Origin of the sequence: Actinospica robiniae DSM 44927 (assembly GCF_000504285.1) — a bacterium.
Classification (GTDB): Bacteria; Actinomycetota; Actinomycetes; order Streptomycetales; family Catenulisporaceae; genus Actinospica; species Actinospica robiniae.
Window position 1 is genome coordinate 8,369,546 of sequence record NZ_KI632511.1, and the last position, 15,302, is coordinate 8,384,847.

Annotated in this window: 15 protein-coding genes; 7 read left to right on the top strand and 8 right to left on the bottom strand. The window is 71.9% G+C overall.

The window, feature by feature from the left end; all coding sequences use genetic code 11:
- The first annotated feature begins 122 nt into the window (after positions 1–122).
- Positions 123–1,460: a chloride channel protein gene (locus tag ACTRO_RS36100; RefSeq protein ID WP_034270466.1), complete on the top strand. Its 1,338-nt coding sequence runs from the start codon at positions 123–125 to the stop codon at positions 1,458–1,460.
- 11 nt (positions 1,461–1,471) lie between these two features.
- Here ACTRO_RS36100 and ACTRO_RS36105 read toward each other — a convergent pair whose 3' ends face one another.
- The gene (locus ACTRO_RS36105) at positions 1,472–1,924 is read right to left on the bottom strand and encodes a DUF7144 family membrane protein (RefSeq protein WP_051451917.1); all 453 of its coding nucleotides are present in this window, start codon (positions 1,922–1,924) and stop codon (positions 1,472–1,474) included.
- Positions 1,925–2,302: 378 nt separating this feature from the next.
- On the opposite strand from ACTRO_RS36105, the gene ACTRO_RS50055 reads away from it, so the two are divergent.
- The 5 genes from ACTRO_RS50055 to ACTRO_RS36130 all read left to right on the top strand — a co-directional run bounded on the left by ACTRO_RS50055 (position 2,303) and on the right by ACTRO_RS36130 (position 7,447).
- The gene (locus tag ACTRO_RS50055; RefSeq protein WP_034278309.1) at positions 2,303–3,751 is read left to right on the top strand and encodes a carbohydrate-binding protein; all 1,449 of its coding nucleotides are present in this window, start codon (positions 2,303–2,305) and stop codon (positions 3,749–3,751) included.
- Positions 3,752–3,967: 216 nt separating this feature from the next.
- Positions 3,968–4,885 (top strand): aminoglycoside phosphotransferase/kinase family protein, encoded by a 918-nt coding sequence (locus ACTRO_RS49220; protein ID WP_051451918.1) that lies wholly within the window; start codon positions 3,968–3,970, stop codon positions 4,883–4,885.
- Positions 4,872–5,855 carry an ABC transporter ATP-binding protein gene (locus ACTRO_RS36120; protein WP_034270469.1) on the top strand — a complete coding sequence of 328 codons (984 nt, stop codon included), beginning with the start codon at positions 4,872–4,874 and terminating at the stop codon, positions 5,853–5,855. Before ACTRO_RS49220 ends, ACTRO_RS36120 begins: the two co-directional genes overlap by 14 nt.
- A 15-nt stretch (positions 5,856–5,870) precedes the next feature.
- The gene (locus ACTRO_RS36125; protein ID WP_034270472.1) at positions 5,871–6,632 is read left to right on the top strand and encodes an ABC transporter permease; all 762 of its coding nucleotides are present in this window, start codon (positions 5,871–5,873) and stop codon (positions 6,630–6,632) included.
- Complete coding sequence (locus tag ACTRO_RS36130) at positions 6,629–7,447, top strand: ABC transporter permease (protein WP_084316784.1); 819 nt, start codon at positions 6,629–6,631, stop codon at positions 7,445–7,447. The genes ACTRO_RS36125 and ACTRO_RS36130 overlap by 4 nt, the downstream gene beginning before the upstream one ends.
- Positions 7,448–7,497: 50 nt before the next feature.
- Here ACTRO_RS36130 and ACTRO_RS36135 read toward each other — a convergent pair whose 3' ends face one another.
- The 6 genes from ACTRO_RS36135 to ACTRO_RS36160 form a co-directional block, all read right to left on the bottom strand.
- Positions 7,498–8,403 (bottom strand): acetamidase/formamidase family protein, encoded by a 906-nt coding sequence (locus ACTRO_RS36135; protein WP_034270475.1) that lies wholly within the window; start codon positions 8,401–8,403, stop codon positions 7,498–7,500.
- 129 nt (positions 8,404–8,532) lie between these two features.
- Positions 8,533–10,158, bottom strand: a complete 1,626-nt coding sequence (locus ACTRO_RS36140; RefSeq protein WP_051451919.1) for an amino acid permease — start codon at positions 10,156–10,158, stop codon at positions 8,533–8,535.
- Positions 10,159–10,321: 163 nt separating this feature from the next.
- Complete coding sequence (locus tag ACTRO_RS36145) at positions 10,322–11,359, bottom strand: hypothetical protein (RefSeq protein ID WP_034270478.1); 1,038 nt, start codon at positions 11,357–11,359, stop codon at positions 10,322–10,324.
- A 393-nt stretch (positions 11,360–11,752) separates the two neighbouring features.
- Positions 11,753–12,985 (bottom strand): RNA polymerase sigma factor, encoded by a 1,233-nt coding sequence (locus ACTRO_RS36150; protein WP_034270481.1) that lies wholly within the window; start codon positions 12,983–12,985, stop codon positions 11,753–11,755.
- A gap of 1 nt (position 12,986) precedes the next feature.
- Positions 12,987–13,346 carry a YciI family protein gene (locus ACTRO_RS36155; RefSeq protein ID WP_034270483.1) on the bottom strand — a complete coding sequence of 120 codons (360 nt, stop codon included), beginning with the start codon at positions 13,344–13,346 and terminating at the stop codon, positions 12,987–12,989.
- Positions 13,347–13,542: 196 nt separating this feature from the next.
- Positions 13,543–13,803, bottom strand: coding sequence for an STAS domain-containing protein (locus ACTRO_RS36160; protein ID WP_034270486.1), 261 nt, complete (start codon positions 13,801–13,803; stop codon positions 13,543–13,545).
- A gap of 399 nt (positions 13,804–14,202) precedes the next feature.
- On the opposite strand from ACTRO_RS36160, the gene ACTRO_RS36165 reads away from it, so the two are divergent.
- Entirely contained in the window at positions 14,203–14,406 is a 204-nt protein-coding gene (locus ACTRO_RS36165) for a cold-shock protein (protein WP_034270489.1), read from the top strand.
- A gap of 123 nt (positions 14,407–14,529) precedes the next feature.
- Here the strand turns inward: ACTRO_RS36165 and ACTRO_RS36170 are convergent, their stop codons facing one another.
- Positions 14,530–15,246, bottom strand: coding sequence for an SDR family NAD(P)-dependent oxidoreductase (locus ACTRO_RS36170; RefSeq protein ID WP_034270492.1), 717 nt, complete (start codon positions 15,244–15,246; stop codon positions 14,530–14,532).
- Between the last annotated feature and the right edge of the window lie 56 nt (positions 15,247–15,302).

The window sequence follows — 15,302 nt, forward strand, 5'->3', positions numbered from 1 at the left end:
CCTCGGCGGGCTCGCGACGTCACCCGTGCGGACCGCCCGGCCGCCCCTTCGGCAGCCGCGGAGAGACAGTGGACTGCGTAGACGCAGTGCAATGGCGCCATCTCAACCGCCGGAGGACCCACGTGGCGATCACGCCCCCGGCCACGGATCCGCTCGCGCCGCTGCGCACGCGGGGCTACGTGGTGCTGCTGGTCCTCAGCGCGCTGCTCGGGGTGCCGCTGGCGGCGGGCGCGTTCGGCTTCCTGCAGCTGACCGAGCACATGCAGACCTGGCTCTACACCTCCTGGCCGCAGGCGCTGGGATACCGTTCGGCCCCGCTGTGGTGGCCGGTCCCGTTCCTGGCCGCGGCCGGCATCGTGGTCGCGCTGATCATCCGTTACCTCCCGGGCAACGGCGGCCACGAGCCGTCGGAGGGGTTCAAGGTGCAGGGCGTGTCCGGCGGCTGGGACCTGCCCGGCATCCTGCTCGCCGCCGTCGTGTCGATCGGGATCGGTGCGGTGATCGGGCCCGAGGCGCCGTTGGTCGCGCTGGGCGGGGGAGCGGCCGCACTGGTGCTGCGGGCGCTCAAGCGCGACGCCGACGAGAAGACGGTGGCGGTCGCGGGCGCCGCGGGCAGCTTCGCCGCGATCAGCACCCTGTTCGGTTCCCCGCTCGCCGGTGCGTTCCTGCTGATGGAGGCGTCCGGGCTGGGAGGGTCGGACCTCCAGATCGTGCTGCTGCCGGGCCTGCTCGCGGCCGGCATCGGCGCGCTGATCTTCGTCGGCCTCGGCTCCTGGACCGGACTGGGCACCTTGTCGCTGACGATCCAGAATCCGCCGCACGCCACCAGCCCGACCGTCGCTGAGTTCGGCTGGGCGCTGGTGCTCGGCGTGGGCTGCGCCCTGCTCGGCTTGCTCATCAAGCGGTGTGCGCAGCTGCTGCGCCGGCCCGTCGCGGCCTCGACGCGGACGCGGCTGTTGCTGACGCCGGCCATCGGCGTGGCCGTCGCCGGGCTGGCCGCCGCCTACGCGCAGGGCAGCGGGCACGCCCTGACCGACGTGCTGTTCTCGGGGCAGACCGGGCTGAGCCCGTTGGTCGGCTCCAGCGCGGCCTATTCGGTCGGCGCGCTCGTGCTCCTGCTGGCCTGCAAGGGGCTGGCCTACTGCCTGTCGATGGCGGCGTTCCGGGGCGGGCCGGTGTTCCCGTCGCTGTATCTCGGGGCGGCCGCCGGCCTGCTGCTCTCGCACGTGGCGGGCCTGTCGACGGCGGCCGGTGCGGCCATGGGCATCGGTGCCCTGAGCGCCGCGCTGCTCGGGCTGCCGATGACCTCGGTGCTGCTGGTGACGCTGCTGCTCGGCCGGACCGGGGTGACCGTGATGCCGCTGGTCATCGTGGCGGTGCTGGTCAGCCACGTCCTGTCGGTACGGTTCGCGGCGCCGCGGACGGCCACTTCCGTGCCGTCCGCGGCGCCGCGAACCTGAGGCCGAGCCCGCTATTCGACGGCGGATCGGCGACCCGCCACGGCGAGTCCGTAGATGGCGACGATGTCGATCGCGATGATCAGCAGCGACCAGAACGGATAAGCCGGGATGAAGAACATCTGGGCCAGTGCGTTCAGCGCCAATATGAGCACGCCGAACCAGCGCGCCGCCTCGCTGCCGGCCAGCACTCCGAGGCCCGCGAGGAGCTGCAGGATCCCCAGCGCCATGATCGTCCAGCCCCAGGACCTCAGGTCGCCGACGGCGTAGACGGCGCCGTTGACGAAGACGTGGGAGCGGTTGATCGCGGCGATGCCGTCGAGCAGGTTGAAGAAGCCGAGCAGGAGCAGCAGGACGCCGCCGAACGGCGCCAGCCCGCCCGTCCCCCGCCGCTCGGAGCCCCGCTCGACCGGGGCTCCCCCGCGCCAACCCGTGTCGGTCGGCCCGCGATGTGTAGTCGATGCCATCGAATCCTCCACCGTGACGTCCGGGGCGGGACCCGCCCGCCCACGCTCATCGAGGACAGCTCCACGCTAATCCGGCGGACCGGTTCCGGAGACCCGGCGGCGCCCTGGTGCTGAGCCGTCCGGGTGAGGGCGAACGGCGCAGGTGGGCCCGGCCCGGGCTGGCCCCGGGGCGGTCCGCAGCGCCCGCGCAGCCCGGTCGAAAACGTTTCCGGAGCGGCCGAAAACGTTTCCGGGGTATTGACGGGTCCGCACCGCGGAGTTACACACAACATGCGGAGAGCGCTCCCTGACCCACCTGCACCGGTGTTCGGATCCTGCGGCGGCACGCCCACGGCGGCCCGCCGCATCCACCTTCTCGAGTGCGAGGAGCGCTTGTCGATGTTCAAAGCCTTATCCCCATCGGCGCCCGACGGACGGCGCCGCTCGATCAGGGCCGCGGTGGCCATGCTCGCCGCGTCCGCGCTGGCCGGGTTGGGCCTGAGCGTGCTCAGCAGCACCGCCGCCTCGGCCGCGGTGCCCGCCCCGCCCTCCGGCTGGACCACCATGTTCAGCGACGACTTCGCCGGCGGCTCCGGCACCGGCGTGAGCACCTCCAACTGGATGTACGACACCGGCGCCGGCTCCACCTTCGGCACCGGCGAGATCGAGACCATGACGAATTCGACCTCGAACGTCCACCTCGACGGCAACGGCGACCTGGACATCACCGCGTTGCGCAGCGGCACCGCCTGGACCTCGGGCCGGATCCAGACCAAGACCGCGAACGTCGGCGCCCCGGCCGGCGGCGAGCTCGAGGTGACCGCCTCGATCCAGCAGCCCACCGGCGGCCTCGGCTACTGGCCGGCGTTCTGGATGCTGGGCCCGGGCCAGTGGCCGGAGAACGGCGAGATCGACATCATGGAGGATGTCAACGCCCTGTCCGAGCACTCCGGCACGCTGCACTGCGGCACCGATCCGGGCGGCCCGTGCAACGAGACCAACGGCATCGGCAGCGGCCTGCTCGGCTGCTCCGGCTGCCAGTCCGGCTACCACACCTACACGGTCATCGTGAACCGCACCAACACCTCGGCCGAATCAGTGACCTGGTATCTGGACGGCACGCAGTTCTTCAAGATCAACGAGAGTCAGGTGGCCACGGCGACCTGGCAGGCCGCGATCGACCACAACTTCTCGATCATCTTCGACCTGGCGATGGGCGGCGGGTATCCGAACGGGGTGTGCGGCTGCACCTCCCCGACCACCGCCACCACCTCGGGCGGCACGATGAGCGTGCAGTACGTGGCCGCGTATCAGAGCACCGGCAGTGCGCCGCCGCCGAGCTCGCCCCCGCCGACCAGTGCGAGCCCGAGCCCGTCCAGCACCGGCGGGAGCGGCGGCGGCACCACGTGCTCGACCACCGCCACCTCGAACATCTCCGCGGACTGCTACAGCTCGCATCAGGGCACGATCACGAAGTCGGCGGCCTCCGGTGACTCCAACCCCTCCGGCGTCGACGGCAACCAGCTCTCCCAGCTGACCAACGGCGACTGGGTGGAGTATCCGGGCGTCAACTTCGGCTCCGGCGGCTCCACCCAGTTCGACGCCCGGGTGGCGTCGGGCGCGGCCGGGGGTGTCAGCGGCCTGGTCGAGGTCGCCATCGGCAGTCCGACCAACATCGTCGGCTCCTTCGCGGTGGGCAACACCGGCGGGTGGAGCACCTGGAAGACGGTTCCGGCGAACATCACCAAGGTCACCGGCACGCAGAACGTCTACCTGGTCTTCTCCTCGGGGGCGTCCGGCAATCCGCCCTTCGTCAGCCTGCACTACTTCGACTTCCCGACCGGGTAGGCGAAGCCCGCACGGCGGCCGCCCCCGTACCGATGTCGGTCGGTACGGGGGCGGCCGCTTTGCGCCGAGCGCCTGAAATCTTAGATGTTTGCGCTGTCTTCGTAAATATATTGCAGAGTAGAGCCAATTTCGTGCAGACTCCTGGGGGAGACGTACCGTCTGCTGTGGCCCGGTGGCAATGATCGGTCATGGCGCTGCCCCGTTCAGAGGAGACGCATGCGCGCGGAAGTGAATGAACGGGCCTTGGCCGACTGGTGCGCGCGCCACCTCGGCGTCTCCGTCACGCAGCGCACCTTCCAGGCCGGCCATCTCTCGTCCGTCTACGGCCTCAGACTCGCCGACGGACGTGAAGTCGTGGTCAAGGTCCGGCCCGCGGATGCGCGGCTGGAAGCCTGCACCCGGGTGCAGCGCGCCCTGTGGCAAGCCGGATTCGCTTGCCCGCAGCCGCTTGCGGGGCCGTCACCGCTTGACGCATACGCCGCGAACGCCGAGGCGTCGCTGCCCGGCGGCGAGCAGCCGGCGCTGGAAGCCGCGCCGGAGCTGTTCGCGCGGCTGCTGGCCGACTTCGTCATCTGCGCGCAAGACCTCCCGCCCGAGCCGTCACTGCGGCCCGCGCCCGCCTGGATCTGCTGGTACCACCAGGAGAACGGGGTCTGGCCGGTCCCGGACGACCGGGACGCGGATCTGAACGCCGAGCACGTTCCGGCCACCGCGTGGTTGGACGAGCTCGGCGCGGCCGTACGCGAGCGACTGGCCGCGATCCAGGACGCCCCTCGCGTCATCGGGCACGGCGACTGGGACGGACGCAACGTCAAGTTCCACGACGGCCGGCCGCTTGCGGTACACGACTGGGACAGCGTGATCTACGAACCCGAGGTCGTCATGGCCGGCCAGGCCGCCGCGATGTTCGAGGGCGGGCCGACCGGGTCCGGTGCCACGGTCGAGCGCACCGCAGCCTTCCTGGAGCACTACCAGGACGCCCGCGGCCGCAGATTCGACCCGGACGAGCTCCAGCTGTGCTGGGCCGCAGGGCTGTGGGTGCGTGCCTTCAACGCCAAGAAGTTCCATCTCGACAACCTCGACGCGCTCGGGCGCGACGAAGCCGAAGTGAGGATGCGTCATGCCGGGATCTGACCCAGAAACCCTGGTCCGCGCCGCCGGCCTGGCGAAGACGTACCCTGCTCGCGGAGAGCAGAGTGCGTTCACGGCCGTCGACGGGATCGACTTCGAGCTGCACCGCGGCGAGTCCATCGGCTTCCTCGGCCCCAACGGCGCCGGCAAGTCCACCACCATGCGGATGATCGCGGCCACCTCGCCCCGCACCGGCGGCGAGCTGAGCGTGCTGGGCCTGGACCCGCGCACGCACGGGTCCGAGATCCGCTCGCGCCTCGGGGTGGTCCCGCAGGACGACGCGCTCGACCGCGAGCTGACCGTCCGGGAGAACCTCTATATATACGGCCGATACTTCCGGATGGGGCGGGCCGCGATCCGGCAGCGCAGCGAGGAACTGCTCGCCTTCGCCCGGCTCGAGGAGAAGGCCGACAGCCCGGTGGAGTCGCTCTCCGGCGGCATGCGGCGGCGGCTGACCATCGCCCGCTCGCTGATCAACACCCCGGAGATGGTGCTGCTCGACGAGCCGACCACCGGGCTCGATCCGCAGGCCAGGCACGTGCTGTGGGACCGGCTCTACCGGCTCAAGCAGGACGGCGTGACGCTGCTGCTGACCACGCACTACATGGAGGAGGCCGAGCAGCTGTGCGACCGGCTGCTCGTCGTGGACCACGGTCGGATCGTCGCGCAGGGCTCGCCACGCGACCTGATCGGCGCGCACGTCACCCGCGAGGTGCTCGAGCTGCGCTTCCCGCTCGATCTGGCCGAGGCCTCCAGCGCCAAGCTGCGCGGCTCTGCCCTGGCCGGGGACGGCGCGGAGAACGGCCCGCGGGTGGAGCCGCTGCCGGACCGGGTGCTCGTGTACGCCGACGAGGGCGAGGCCGCGCTGGCCGCCGTACACGGACTCGGCCTGATCCCGCTGACCGCGCTGGTGCGCCGGGCGACGCTGGAGGACGTGTTCCTCAAGCTGACCGGCCGCTCGCTGATCGACTGAGGGGGCGTCGAAGAGATGCTGCGCGTCTTCGAGTACTGGTTCATGCGCTACCGCCGCACCTGGCGCGGCACCGCGGTGATCAGCTTCGCCAACCCGCTGCTGTTCCTGATCGGCATCGGCGCGGGCCTGGGCCACCTGGTCGATCTGCACTCCTCGGCCCGGATGGGCGACGCCTCCTACGCCGCGTTCTTCGCTCCCGGGCTGCTGGCGGCGGCCGCGATGCAGACGGCGTTCCTGGAGTCCTCCTGGGTGGTGGCGACCGCGGCCATGCCGGACGGGGCGTATCAGAGCACGTTGCCGACCCCGCTGGACCCGGAGGAGGTGATGGCCGGCCACCTGCTGTTCGTCGGCTTCCGGGTGATCACCTCCAGCGCCGCGTTCGTGATCGTGATGGCCTGCTTCGGGCTCGTCTCCGGCGCGCGCAGCCCGTGGGTGCTGCTCTCCGCGGCCCTCACCGGCCTCGCCTTCGCCACGCCCGCCGCGGCCTGGTCCGTCGGCGTGCGGGTGCTGAGAAAGGGGAACACGGTCTTCCGCATGGTGATCATGCCGATGTACATGTTCTCCGGGACCTTCTTCGCCCTGTCCCAGCTGCCGAGGCCGCTCAGGGTCCTGATCGAGGCGCTGCCGCTCGCCCAGGGCGTGGAGCTGTGCCGCTCGCTCTCGCTGGGCACGGCCGCGGCCGGCCCGACCGCGGCCCGGATCGGCTACCTCGGCGCCCTGGCCGTGCTCGGCTTCGTCCTCGCCCGCCTCGCCTACCGCCGGAGGCTGCACGCATGAGTGCCACGACCCTGACCGCTCCGTCGGCGCCGTCCGCGCCCAAGCCGGCGAGCTGGACCGTCGGCCGCGCCGCAGCGCTGGTCGAGCGCAACCTGATGATCTACCGCAGGTCGGTCACCGAGCTCGCCTTCGGCCTGGTCGAGCCGCTGATGTACCTGCTGACGATCGGTTTCGGCGTCGGGACGCTGGTCGGCTCGGTGCCCGGCGTCCACGTGCGCTACGCCGCGTTCGTCGCGCCGGCGATCCTGGCCACCACGGCCATGAACACGGCGTTCAACCAGACCGGCTTCGGAGTCTTCAGCCGGATCCGGGTGGACCGGACCTACGAGGCGATCGTGCCTACGCCGCTGTCCGCCGTCGACATCGCGATCGGCGAGGTGGCCAGCGCGGTCATCAACGGCCTGCTGACCTCCGTCGGCTTCCTGGCCGCCGCGACACTGCTCGGGCTGGACGTCTCGGTCGCCATCCTGTGGGCCGTGCCCGCTGCCGTCCTGGTGAGCTTCGCCTTCGCGGCGGGCGGGCTCGCGGTCACGACCTACCTGCGCGACTTCCCGGACTTCCAGCTGGTCCAGCTGGTCATGCTGCCGATGTACCTGTTCGCCACGACCTTCTACCCCGTCACCACCTACCCGGTCTGGCTCCGGCCGGTGATCGAGGTGCTGCCGCTGTATCAGAGCATAGAGCTGATTCGCGAGCCGGCCCTCGGCCGCTTTCCGGCGCTGACCCTCGTCATCGCAGGCCTCTACCTCGTCGTCTTCGGCGCCGTGGCCATGCTCCTCGCCACCCGAAGGCTGGGCCGGAAACTCACGGCCTGACGGGTCGGGCCCGGGCGGCGTCCGCGCCGCCCGGGCCACCTGGATCCGCGTCAGCCCAGCACTTCGAACGGCAGGTGCAGCGAGACGACGAAGTTGGGCAGGTCCACGATCTCGCTGATCACCAGGTCGGCGCTGAGCGAGGCCAGGATGTAGGCGTGCACGGGGCTGAGCCCGGTGCGCCGGACCGTCTCGTCCACGAGCGAGCGGGCCGCGTCCTTGGCCGCTGCGAGCAGATCGGGGCCGACGCCGGTGGTCACCAGCGCGGCGCCGGTGCGGCGGGCGGCCGGCGCGGTCTGCAGGATCGGCCCGGAGATCGGCCGGTCCTTGACCAGTTCGATCTCGATCACCGCACGCGCCGAGGTCTCCACGCCGGTGCCGCAGATCTCGCCGTCGCCCATGGCCGCGTGCGCGTCGCCCAGCGAGAGCAGCGCGCCCGGCACGCCGACCGGCAGCAGCACGCTCGAGCCCGCGCCGAGCTGGCGGATGTCCATGTTGCCGCCGTGCCGGGACGGCGGCAGCAGCGGGTGCGGCCCGGCCTCGGGCAGCGCGACGCCGAGCGTGCCGATCATCGGGAGCGCCGGCAGCACCGGCCCGAAGTCGAGCTCGACCTCCTTCTCGCCGATCCGGCTGTGCACGAAGGCGGCCTCCGGGAAGTCCTCGGCCAGCAGGCCGAAGCCGGGGATGTTGGCCGACCAGCCCCAGGACGCCGGTGCGAGTTCGAGCACCCGCACGAGCACGGCGTCGCCCGGCTCCGCGCCGGGCACCAGGATCGGCCCGGTGACCGGGTTGACCCGGTCGAAGTCGAGGCTGCCGAGGCTGCCCGCGGTGCTGGTCGCGTCGAACTGGCCGGCGCCGGAGTCGAGCAGGTCGAGCTCGACCGTGCCCGCGCCGAGCTCGAGGGCCGGGGCCAGGTCGCGGTCCCAGGCGTAGTGGACGGTGTCGGTTCCCAGGTGCACGGAGGGCTCCTTCGTGTCGTGCGAAAGCGGCGGCCGGGGTGGCCGGCCGCCGCGGGGGGCGTGCGCCCGCCGGGCGGCTGGCGCGCCGCCCGGCGGGTGGTGGTGCCTATAGTGCCCGCTGACGCCGGGTCAGCCGGCGACCCGGTCCGCGGGCGCGGCCGCGACCTCGGCCGGGACCCGGCCGAGCTTGCGCTCGATCTCGGCGAGCTCCTCAGGGGTGCCGAGCGAGCGCGGGCCGACGAACCACTTCTTCGCCGACAGCTGCCACCACAGCGCGGCGCCGCCGATGACCACGACGAACACCGGCAGGGTGTAGGGGAAGGTGGAGCGGGTGAGCACCGGGTTCGTCGTCGGCAGCACGAACAGGATGTCGGCGAAGACCACCCAGACCACGGCCGTCCAGCCGACCAGCTTGGAGTACTTGCCGAGGTGCCACGGGCCGCGCTGGAAGTCGTCGCCGAGCCGCAGCCGCAGGAAGACCGGGATGGCGTAGGCGGTGTAGAGGCCGATGACGTTGATGGTGATGGCCGCGTTGAACGCGACCGCGCTCCACAGGTTCAGCACGCCGAGCAGGCAGGCGCCGAGGACCGCGACCCAGACCGCCAGGCGCGGGACCCGGCTGCCGGTGTGCACCGAGCTGAGCAGCTTGGACAGCGAGTGCGACCGGCCGTCGTCGACCCGGGCGAAGTCGCGGGAGAACGCGTAGATCATCCGCGAGTTCGAGGTCAGGTTGCCGTTGACGCAGTAGAGCAGCGCGATGGCGATCGCGGCGACCATGATCTTGCCGAAGCCGACGCCCACCGCGTCGACCAGGATGTCGCCGACCGGGTTGCCGGTCTTGGTGCCGGCGGCCTCGCTCGCGTAGTCCTGGATGGCGAAGTTGAGCGCGCCGATCATCAGGATGCCGAGGACGGCCGCGATGGAGATGGCCCGGACCATGCCGCGCGGGGCCGAGATGCCCGGCTGCTTGGTCTCCTCGGTCAGGTGCGCGCACGCGTCGTACCCGGTGAAGGTCTCCGCGCCGACGAGCAGGCCGAGCAGCGCCGCGTAGAGCGGCCAGTGGAACGTGGTGCCGTTGTGGAACGCGATCAGGCCGTCGTGCACGGAGGTGTGGTGCGAGGGGACGACGACCAGTGCGACGATCATGGCGAAGGCGAAGCCGGTGTGCCACCAGACGCTGATCGCGCCGATGACGCCGACCAGCTTGCGGCCGAAGGTGACCACGATGCCGATCACCACCGTGGCGATCACGTAGGCCCCGACGGTGGTGCCGGTGGTGGTACGCCACCAGCCCTCCATCTGGCCGAAGGCGTTGATGAAGAACGCGGCGCCGAAGGAGGCGCCCGCGGTGCCGGCGATCTGGCCGAGGACGTTGAACCAGCCGGTGAACCAGGCCCAGGCGGCGCGGTTGCGCTTGGCCAGCTTGGCCGACCAGTAGTACAGGCCGCCTGAGGTCGGGTAGGAGGAGCAGACCTCCGCCATGGCCGAGCCGAGCGCCAGGATCAGGGCGGCGACCACGATCCAGCCCCAGAACAGGTCGGCCGGGCCGCCGTCGTTCATGCCGGTGCCGTACATCAGCGACACGCCGCCGATGATGCAGATGATCGAGAAGGCGACGCCCATGTTGCGGAAGCCGGTCAGGCCTCGGTGCAGCAGCTGGGGATAGCCGAGCCGGTGCAGCTCGTCGGTGTCGGCGGTGTCGCCGGCCACGGCTGCTTTCGTGGTGTCTATGCGGATGTCGTTGTCGTCGGCCACGGGGGTTCGCTCCGGGGAAGAGAGAGGGAGTGCGCAGGACGGGCGGTGCTGGTGCGGCGGTGCGGGTGGTGCTGTGCGGGGCGGTGCTGTGCGGGGCGGTGCGGTCGCGCCCGTGGGCGGGTCGGGCGCGGTGGGACGGGCGGGGTCGAGGGACCGGCTGGCGTCAGGGCGGGGGCGGGCCCGACCGGCTGGCGGACTCGGCGGCGGCGCGGGCGGCGAGGAAGGCCTCGGGTCCGTTCGCGGCGCCGCTCAGGCGGGCCGCCTGGGCCCACGGCGCGGTGGTGGCGGCGGAACCGATGGCGGCGAACACCGGGCCGGCCAGCGCGCGCCGGCCGGTCTCGACGAGCTGGTAGGCGAGGATGTTCAGGTCGTAGGGCGCGGCCGGGTGCTTGGCCGGGTCCTGGCCGCGGAACCACTGGCGGTAGGCGTCCTCGACGTCCTGCTCGTTGCGCTGGCCCAGCCATTCCCGCTCGGCCGGGCTGAGCAATCCGGCTACCCCGCCCAAGCGCAGTTCGGTGTGCGCCCACAGCGGCAGCACCCGCAGCGGCGAGTCGACCGGGGCGTGCGCGGCGGCGGCGGTGGCGAAGTCGAGCAGGCTGACCAGGTCGTGCGCCGGGCCGGTGCGCAGCCGGGCGAGCTGCGCCTCGTGCATCCGGTGGTGGGCGTGCCAGGAGTCGGGGTGGCGGGCGACGGCCTCCTGGAACCAGAGCCAGCTGCGCGCCCCGGACTCGAAGGACAGGTCGCTCCAGCGGGCCACCTCGATGCCCGAGTCGCCCAGCACGCCGGCCAGCGAGAGCAGGCTGATCCAGGGCGTGGGGTCGAGCGGGCTGCGCTCGGCGGCCTCCCGGGCGCCGGTGACGAAGCTGATCGCGGCCTGGTCGGTGGCGGCGGGGTCGCGGCGGATGATCATGCCGTGCAGGCGGACCGCCTCGGCGTGCACGGCCACGGTGTGCGCGTCCGGGTTGCCCGGCTCGGCCAGCTGCCAGGCGCGCGGCCACTCCAGCCCCAGCGCCGCGTTGGCGAGCACGGTGATCCGGTGGGTGCGCAGCTGCCAGTCCTCGCCGGTGGCGGCGAGCAGGTCGCGCACCGCCTCCCAGCCGCCCATCGCGGCCGCGTCCCGGGCACGGCGCAGCTCCCCGTCACCGAACGCCGGATCGGGGTCCAGGCGCAGGCGTCTAGGGCGCAGACCGAACCCTGGCATATGCCCCCCGCCTTCCGCGGCGTTGGCGCCGCTCCGTTGTGACCCATGGGACTGATGATCATTCAAACAGGCCTGAAAATCAGGGAACTGAATATCACGCGCACGCAGTGTGACGCAACAGTGGCCCGGGGACAGGAAGCGTAGAGTGTCGAATTCAGTGCCCTGTCGTTCGTCGTTCCGGTGAAGTCACCGACGAGGACGGCGGGAGTGCGGTATATGGGCGGGAACTGTGTTCGCCCGATACAGCCGGATGATCGATTCCATCGCGAAGATCGTCGTGGCCTTCGATCGGTTCTCTGGACTCTGTATAAGAGCAGTCATACTCTCCGGGCGGAGAGGGCGGACACGCGGGGCCGCCACCCGGCCGGTCCTGCGGGAAGTCGGCCGAGAGGTTTATTCGAGCTGTGCGATGCGACGGGCCAGGAACTCCCGCTCCGCCTTGTTCTCGGTGAACAGCAGGGCCTCCTCGTACGCCGCGCGCGCGAGTCCGTCCCGGCCGAGCCGGCGCAGCAGGTCGGCTCTGGCCACGCCGAGGTACGGATAAGAAGCCAGCGTCGGCTCGGCGGCGAGGTCGGCCAGCGCGGCCAGGCCCGCCTCGGCGCCCTCGGCGAAGCCCAGCGCCACGGCCCGGTTGAGCGCCACGACCGGCGTCGGCCGACACCGCATCAGCAGGTCGTAGAGCCCGACGATCTCCGCCCAGTCGGTGGCCTCCCAGGACGGCGACTCGGCGTGCACGGCCGCGATCGCGGCCCGCAGCGCGAACGGGCCCGGCGGCCGGGCGCGCAGCGCGACGCGCACGAGCGCCTCCCCCTCGGCGATCGCCTCCCGGTCCCAGCGGCTCCGATCCTGGTCGGCGAGCAGCACCAGCCGGCCGGACTCGTCCGTCCGGGCCGCGCGGCGCGCGTCGGTCAGCAGCACCGAGGCGAGCAGCCCGGCCACCTCCGCGTGGCCCGGCAGCAGGAGCCTGAGCATCCGGGCCAGCATGGTGGCGCGGTCCACCAGCTCGGCCAGCACCAGCTGATCGCCGCTCGGCGCGGTGTGGCCGGTGGTGAACAGCAGATCCACCACGGCGAGCACGGCGTCCACCCGCTCGGGCAGCTCGTCCGCGTCCGGGATGCGATAGGGGATGCGGGCCGCGGCGATCTTCCGTTTGGCCCGGGTGATCCGCGCCGCCATGGTGGTCTCGGTGACCAGGAAGGCGCGGGCGATCTGAGCCGTGGTCAGCCCGCACACCAAGCGCAGGGTCAAGGCGACCTGCGCCTGCAGCGCCAGCGCCGGGTGGCAGCAGGTGAAGATCAGCCGGAGCCGCTCATCCGGAAACTCCTCGTCCTCGTCGGCCGGCCCGGCGACGACCTCGTCCTGCGCCAGCAGCGGCAGCTTCCGGCGCTCGAGCGCGGCGCGCCGGATCAGGTCCACCGCTCGGTTGCGGGCCGCGGTCGTCAGCCAGGCCCCGGGCCGGCCGGGTACGCCGGTAGTCGCCCACGCGACCAGAGCCTTGGCGTAGACGTCCTGCACGCACTCCTCGGCCAGGTCCAGATCCCGCGTGACACGCACGGTGGAGGCGAGCACGAACGCCCACTGCTCGCGGTGGGCGCGTGCTACGGCCTCGGCGACGTCCGGCACCACGTCACCCGGCGTGGAACAGCGGCCGCACCTCGACGATGGCTTCGCCCGCCGGCCCGAAGTAGGGCAGCTTCCGCGCCGCCGCGAGCGCCGCGTCGAGATCGGGCACGTCGATCACGTAGAAGCCGCCGAGCGCCTCCTTGGTCTCGGCGTAAGGCCCGTCCGTGGTCAGATAGCCGCCGAGCCCGTCTTCGCGCACCGTGGTCGCGGTCGAAGTCGGCTGCAGATGCCCGGAGTAGAGCAGAACGTCTCGATGCTCATCCCGCCAGCGGTCGTGCCCTTCGTCCCTGGCCTGGATGACGGCCTCGCCCGCGGTGTCCTCGTAGGACTCGTTGTCGTGGATCAGCAGTAGGTAATGCGCCATGGCGGCTTTCCTCTCAGCGATAGCGGTGCACTCTTACCACACGACGAAGGAGCCGCCCCCGGAATCGACACCGCGCCGGACGCAGTTGCCCCGGAGCCGATCGAGCCGAGTCCGCCGGGACGGTCGCGCTGGTTCGAGCCGCATTCTCGGCCGAGCCGACTCAGCCGGGGCTCGGTCGCGCCGGATCGGGCCGGATTCAGGAGTCCAGCGGGTCGGGGGTTCCGGTGACGGCGGACCCGCGGATCAGGTCGGCCGGATCCGGCGGAAGGCAGGGGGCGAGCATGTCCCGCGCCCCGGCCAGCTCGCAGACGCGGCGCAACGACTCGTCCGCGCCGAGCAGCCGGAACTCGCCGCCCTCCGCCCGGGTGCGGCGCGCGGCCGCGTTCAGCTCGCGGACTCCGGCGCAGTCGCAGAACCCCACGGCCGCCACGTCGACCACCAGGGTCGGCCGGCGCACCCGCTACCTCGTCGACTCCTCGGCGCCCTTCCGCCACCCGTCCCAGCTCGGCCACCGCGTCGGCCCGCTCCTGGACGTGCTCACCACCTCGGCCCCGGCCGAGCTCGCGCCGGTCTCCGAACTGGCGCCCGATCCCGAGCCCGAGCCGGATTCCGGGCTGGCGCCCGAGCTTGGACCGGAGCCGCAGCCGCCCCGACGCCGCTCGGCGGCACCCGCAACCGCCTCGGCCGGCCCGCCCGCGCGGAGATCGAGCCCAGTACCGGCCGCGCTCTCGCGGGCCGGTGACCGGCGTCCGGGATTTCATCAGCTAACCTGGAGCTGTAGATGGAACGCTGATCGCAGCGCGGACTTGCACTTTCAGGCCCGGGGCGAGCGTTTCATGAAGGAGAGTTCTTCAGTATGGCAACCGGCACCGTGAAGTGGTTCAACGCCGAAAAGGGCTTCGGGTTCATCGAGCAGGACGGGGGCGGCCCGGACGTGTTCGCGCACTACTCCGCGATCGCCAGCCAGGGCTACCGTGAGCTGAAGGAAGGCCAGTCCGTCAGCTTCGACGTGGCGCAGGGCCCCAAGGGTCCGCAGGCCGCGAACATCGTGACCATCTGACTTTCGTAACGCCGAAGATCGGGGCCGCCGGGTGAACCGGCGGCCCTTCGCCGTTTCCCCAGCCGCTCGGGCCCGCCCCCTCAGGCACGGTTGCTCAGGCACGCCCCCTCGGATAAAGCCAGGTCAGCCCCGGGGTTCGAGCGCCGGGGCGAGGATCTCCTCGACGCGGTCGCGCTGGGCGGACAGGGCCCACAGCCGGTCTGCCAGGTCCTCGGGCGAGACCGTCGGCATCTGCCGGCCCTCGGTCGCGAAGGCGGCAGCATTGCGGTGCGCGGCGCTGCCCTCGATCAAGGCGCCGACGATGAGCGCGCCGGCGTAGACGCCTTCCTCGGCCAGCGTCTGGTGCAGCGTGTGGATGTAGCCGCGCAACCCCGGCAGGACGGCGCTGACCGCGGCGAACTGGGGTATCGGGTGCACGGCGGCGGCTCCCATGGTGAACAGCAGTGAGCCCTTGCCGCGCTCGCGCATGCCCGGCAGCAGCCGGTTGACCAGCGCGATCGGGGTGAGCAGGTACAGGTCGACCAGAGCGGAGACGGTGGCCGGCTCCAGCTCGAGCAGCCCCGCGAACAGCCGGCCCGGGGTCGGGCTGTGCTCCAATACGTCGATCGCGCCGAAGCGGGCCTCGATCTCGTCCGCCGCCCGCAGCGCCGCGGCCGGGTCGGCGATGTCCGCCGGGAAGCCGGCGGCCTCGATGCCCTCGTCCGCCAGTGCGCGGACCTTCTCCCCGAGCTGCTCCGGGTCGCGCGCCACCAGCGCCACCCGGAAGCCCTCGCGCCCGAAGCGGCGGGCCACGGCCTGGCCGAGCGACGGCCCGGCACCGTAGATCGCGATGGTCCCCATGAGTTCCTCCCTGAAATCGCTAAGTTGAGGTGATCCTCAACTTTCCGTGCGCTCTC

Bases quoted from the DNA above. Each gene is read 5' to 3' on its own strand.
- ACTRO_RS36165 (WP_034270489.1), top strand. From the start codon at position 14,203: ATGGCAACCGGCACCGTGAAGTGGTTCAACGCCGAAAAGGGCTTCGGG.
- ACTRO_RS36130 (WP_084316784.1), top strand. From the start codon at position 6,629: ATGAGTGCCACGACCCTGACCGCTCCGTCGGCGCCGTCCGCGCCCAAG.
- ACTRO_RS50055 (WP_034278309.1), top strand. From the start codon at position 2,303: ATGTTCAAAGCCTTATCCCCATCGGCGCCCGACGGACGGCGCCGCTCG.
- ACTRO_RS36155 (WP_034270483.1), bottom strand. From the start codon at position 13,346: ATGGCGCATTACCTACTGCTGATCCACGACAACGAGTCCTACGAGGAC.
- ACTRO_RS36120 (WP_034270469.1), top strand. From the start codon at position 4,872: ATGCCGGGATCTGACCCAGAAACCCTGGTCCGCGCCGCCGGCCTGGCG.
- ACTRO_RS36170 (WP_034270492.1), bottom strand. From the start codon at position 15,246: ATGGGGACCATCGCGATCTACGGTGCCGGGCCGTCGCTCGGCCAGGCC.
- ACTRO_RS49220 (WP_051451918.1), top strand. From the start codon at position 3,968: ATGCGCGCGGAAGTGAATGAACGGGCCTTGGCCGACTGGTGCGCGCGC.
- ACTRO_RS36105 (WP_051451917.1), bottom strand. From the start codon at position 1,924: ATGGCATCGACTACACATCGCGGGCCGACCGACACGGGTTGGCGCGGG.
- ACTRO_RS36125 (WP_034270472.1), top strand. From the start codon at position 5,871: ATGCTGCGCGTCTTCGAGTACTGGTTCATGCGCTACCGCCGCACCTGG.
- ACTRO_RS36145 (WP_034270478.1), bottom strand. From the start codon at position 11,359: ATGCCAGGGTTCGGTCTGCGCCCTAGACGCCTGCGCCTGGACCCCGAT.